This is a genomic window from Mesorhizobium sp. M7A.F.Ca.AU.002.02.1.1, from assembly GCF_003998535.1.
GTDB lineage: Bacteria > Pseudomonadota > Alphaproteobacteria > Rhizobiales > Rhizobiaceae > Mesorhizobium > Mesorhizobium ciceri.
Genome location: NZ_RZPB01000587.1, coordinates 1 through 3,768, shown reverse-complemented (window position 1 = coordinate 3,768; position 3,768 = coordinate 1). Strand labels below are relative to the sequence as shown.

Sequence of the window (3,768 nt, the reverse complement as noted above, 5' to 3'; positions counted from 1 at the left end):
CCGGCTTTTCCAGCGCATGCGTCTGCGAATATTCCGGATGCGCCGGCACGCAATGGTAACATTCGACATAGTTCTCGACGGCGAGCTTCCAGTTGGCGTCGAGCGGATAGGACTGACGATACGCAACCTTGGCGTCGCCCCAGCCATACTGGCCGCAGCTCGTTCGCAGCGACTGTTCGATCGGATCGAAATCGAGCGGCGTCTCGGCGAAGGAAATGAAGACCAGACCGGATGCGACGCGGACATGAAGCTTCTTCAGCCCGTGCGCCGTGCGGTCGAAATCCTTTGGCATCAGGCGGGCAGCGCGCAACGATCCGTCATTGGAATAGGCCCAGGCGTGGTAGGGGCACACGAACATCTTCGCGTTGCCCTTCTGCTTGGTGCAGACCTCGGCGCCGCGGTGGCGACAGACGTTGAGCATGGCATGCACGGTGCCATCCATGCCGCGTGTCAGGATGACCGCCTCGTCGCCCAGTTTGAACAGCTCGAAATCGCCGGGGTTCGGGATAACGCTGGCGTGGGCCAGGCAATGCCAGTGGCGGCGAAAGACCCGTTCCATGTCGCGCTCGAAGATCGCCGGGTCATGATAGAAGGCACGCACCAGGCCGTGGCCTGGCCGATGAGATGCCACCAGCCGATCGATCGCGTCGCCGTCGGTGGGGGCTTGCTGGATAGGATGCACACTCATTTGTCGTTCTGCCCGATGGTTGGTCGTGTATGGCTGTATGGCTGCACGAGACTTGTCTCCGGTCAGCCGCCCATATGCGTGCGCGGCAGGTGGATCAGGTTGCCGAAACGGGCACGCAATCTGTCGTCGACCTGTTTTGGCACATGGCGCGGAAATCGTTCGGCAAGAATGCGCTTCTTCTCGGTGATCGCACGCAGCAATATATCAGGCCGGCCTTTTTCGTTCCATTCCTTCGGCGAGGAACGATCGCCGAGGGCAGGATAGAAGTGCTCGGTCTGCATCAGCTTGAGCGTTTGTTCGTTGTCGAGATAGTGGCCTGGACCCTTGAGGCAGACCTCCGCGATGCTGTCGATCGACAGGGCCTCGTCAGTCACGTCGATGCCACGCGCGCAGCCCAGGCAATGACCGAGCATGTCGTTGTCGATGACCAGGCTCTCCAGGCAGAAGCCGAGCAGCGAGGCATGCATGCCGGCCGCCTCATAGACGAGGTTGAGGCCGGAGAGGCCGGCCATCACATTGGTGATGCCCTTTTCGTAGCCGGACTGAATATCGGGCAATTTCGAATCCGTCATGCCGGCGGCGGAGCCACCGGGCAGGTCGTAGAATTGCGCCATCTGGGCACAGGCCGCCGTTGCCACCGACTGCTCGGCCGACCCGCCGGCCATGGCGCCGGTGCGCAGGTCGGACATGAACGGCCATGCGCCGAAGATCGCCGGATGGCCGGGCTTGAGCGCGTTGACATAGACCAGGCCGGCCAGCACTTCGGCCACTGCCTGCACGACGGCGCCGGCCATCGCGGCGGGTGCCGTCGTGCCCGACTGGCCGGTCGACAGCAGCAGGATCGGGATGCCGCCTTCGACGCAGGCCTCGAGCACGCCGCAGGCATCCTCGGCGAACCTCATCGGCGGCACGACGAATGAATTGGAGTTGGAAACGAATGGCCGGGCGCGGAAATTCTCCTCGCCTCCGGCGATGGCGTACAGCATTTCAAGTGCAGGCTTCACGTTCTCACGCACCGTGAAGGATGTTCCGACGTGCTTCGATGTTCCCATCACACAGGCATAAAGCGTGTTGAAATCCATCTCGAGCGGATCGGCGATGTCGCGCGCCACCATCGGCCGCTGGAAGAAATGAATGTTGTCCAGCCCGTCGACGATGCGGGCGGCATCATAAATATCCTGCAGCTTGGATTCGCGGTACTCACGCTTCTCCAGATCCACCAGGTGCACGGCGATGCCTGCCGTGCCGTAGTGCACGCGCTTGCCCTGGACCACCATGTCGTGCCTGGGGTCCTGGCCATGAAGCGTGAAATGTCGTGCCGCCCGCTTGATGGTGTCGAGCACGAGCGCGCGCGGAAAGCGGACCCGGCCATCGTCGCCATGGATCGCCCCCACCTTGGTCAGCACCTTTATGCAGGAAGGAATGGCGTTGGCGAAACCCACTGTCTCCAGAAGCGTCAGCACGCCTTCGTGGATACGCTCGCGGTCATCCCCGCGAAGCGGCCCGTAGCCGCCGCCCTCGATGGCCTTGTGCTGTGGTCTGGCATCCTCCACCAGGGGAGATGATCGCATGGCATGTCCTGTTTCGCGAAGACCGGAGCGTTGTGGACGACGGTTCGCCGGCGTGTCCTGCTGTTCGACAGCCACTGGCATGGAAGCACTCCAACTTCGTCGGCAGGAACTCGTGGCGGTTGGTCCACCATCGGCCTGCTTCTTCCCCTGATGACGCCGACTATGCCGCCGGCACTGGCCCATCCTATGGGCCAGCTGGCTCAGTTCCATGTGCCAGAACTAAAATACCGGAGCCGCTGCGAGCGGCTCCGGTCACGAGAGGTCGATGATGGATCAGGCGGCCGCGGGTCTGCGTCCGGCGGCCGTGGCCAGTTCGCGGATGCCTGGCTCGATGTGCTGTAGCGCGATCGACGAGATGCCCAGCCGCATGAAACGCGAAGGCTTTTCAGTGCGATCGAAGAAGCGGTCGCCTGGCTCGATGATGACGCTGCGCGAGGCCGCTGCCTCGGCAAGCCCGCGCGAATCGGTGCCGCGCGGCCCTTCGAGCCACAGCGACGTACCGCCGGCCGAATCGGTCGAGCGCCATTCCGGCAGGAAGGCGGAAATCGCATGGACCAGCCGCTTGCGCCGCTCGTCGAAGGCTGACGACAGCCGCCGCACCAGCGCCTCGTGGTGGCCGAGCGACAGGAACAGTGCGACGGCGCGCTGATTGTTGGCCGGCGGATGACGCAGCATGAAGCGGCGCAGCGCCCGGAGCTCCGCGATCAGTCCGGCAGACGCCACGATGTAGCCGAGCCGCAGGCCGGGAGCCAGCGTCTTGGACATCGAGCCGACATAGACCACGCGGCCGGAACGATCGAGGCTCTTCAGCGCTTGCTGCGGTGCCTCGTCGAGAAGCTGGCTGTCATAGCCGTCCTCGATGATGATCTGGTTGTAGCGGTTGGCGCGCGCCAGAAGATCCTGCCGCCGTTCCGCCGACAACGGCACCATGGTCGGGCAATGATGGCTGGGCGTGACGAAGACGAAGCCGGAATCATTGGGAATAGAAGCAGTTACGATGCCGGACTGGTCGACCGGCACCGGCTGTATCTCTGCGCCCGCAAGGCGGAAGATCGAGCGCGCGTCGGGGTAACCGGGGTCCTCCATCGCCACCTTGGAGCCCTTGGACATCAGCAGCGTCGCCAGCATGTAGAGCGCGTTCTGGGCGCCCAGCGTGACGATGATCTCGTCGGGATTGGCGAAGATGCCGCGCCGGGGCAGGAGCCGCGCCTGGATCTGCTCGATCAGCAGCGGATCGTCACGGTCGACCATATCGGATGCCCAGTTGCGGATTTCCAGCACGGCAAGCGCCATGCGGTTGCACTCGCGCCATTCAGCGGTCGGGAACAGCGCCGGGTCGAACTGCCCGTAGACGAAAGGATAGGACGACTTGATCCAGTTCTCGTGCTTGGCCGGCGGCGGCATGTCGCTTGCGGCGATCTTGCGGCGTGCCTTCCAGTCGATCTCATTGGCCTGGTCGGGCGCCTTCTGGTGCGGCTTGGCCGGTGTCGCCAGCACATCGGGATTGAC

Annotated in this window: 3 protein-coding genes; all 3 read right to left on the bottom strand. The window is 63.7% G+C overall.

Going from position 1 to position 3,768, the window contains the following annotated elements:
• Window positions 1–688, bottom strand: a 688-nt coding sequence (locus tag EN879_RS27310) for an aromatic ring-hydroxylating dioxygenase subunit alpha (RefSeq protein ID WP_164774608.1), incomplete at its 3' end; no start/stop codon positions are given.
• A 62-nt stretch (window positions 689–750) separates the two neighbouring features.
• A complete protein-coding gene (locus tag EN879_RS27305) occupies window positions 751–2,340 on the bottom strand; it encodes a trimethylamine methyltransferase family protein (protein ID WP_027161820.1) in 1,590 nt (529 codons plus the stop codon).
• A 192-nt stretch (window positions 2,341–2,532) separates the two neighbouring features.
• The coding region (locus EN879_RS27300) for a PLP-dependent aminotransferase family protein (RefSeq protein WP_164774607.1) at window positions 2,533–3,768 on the bottom strand (1,236 nt) is incomplete at its 5' end.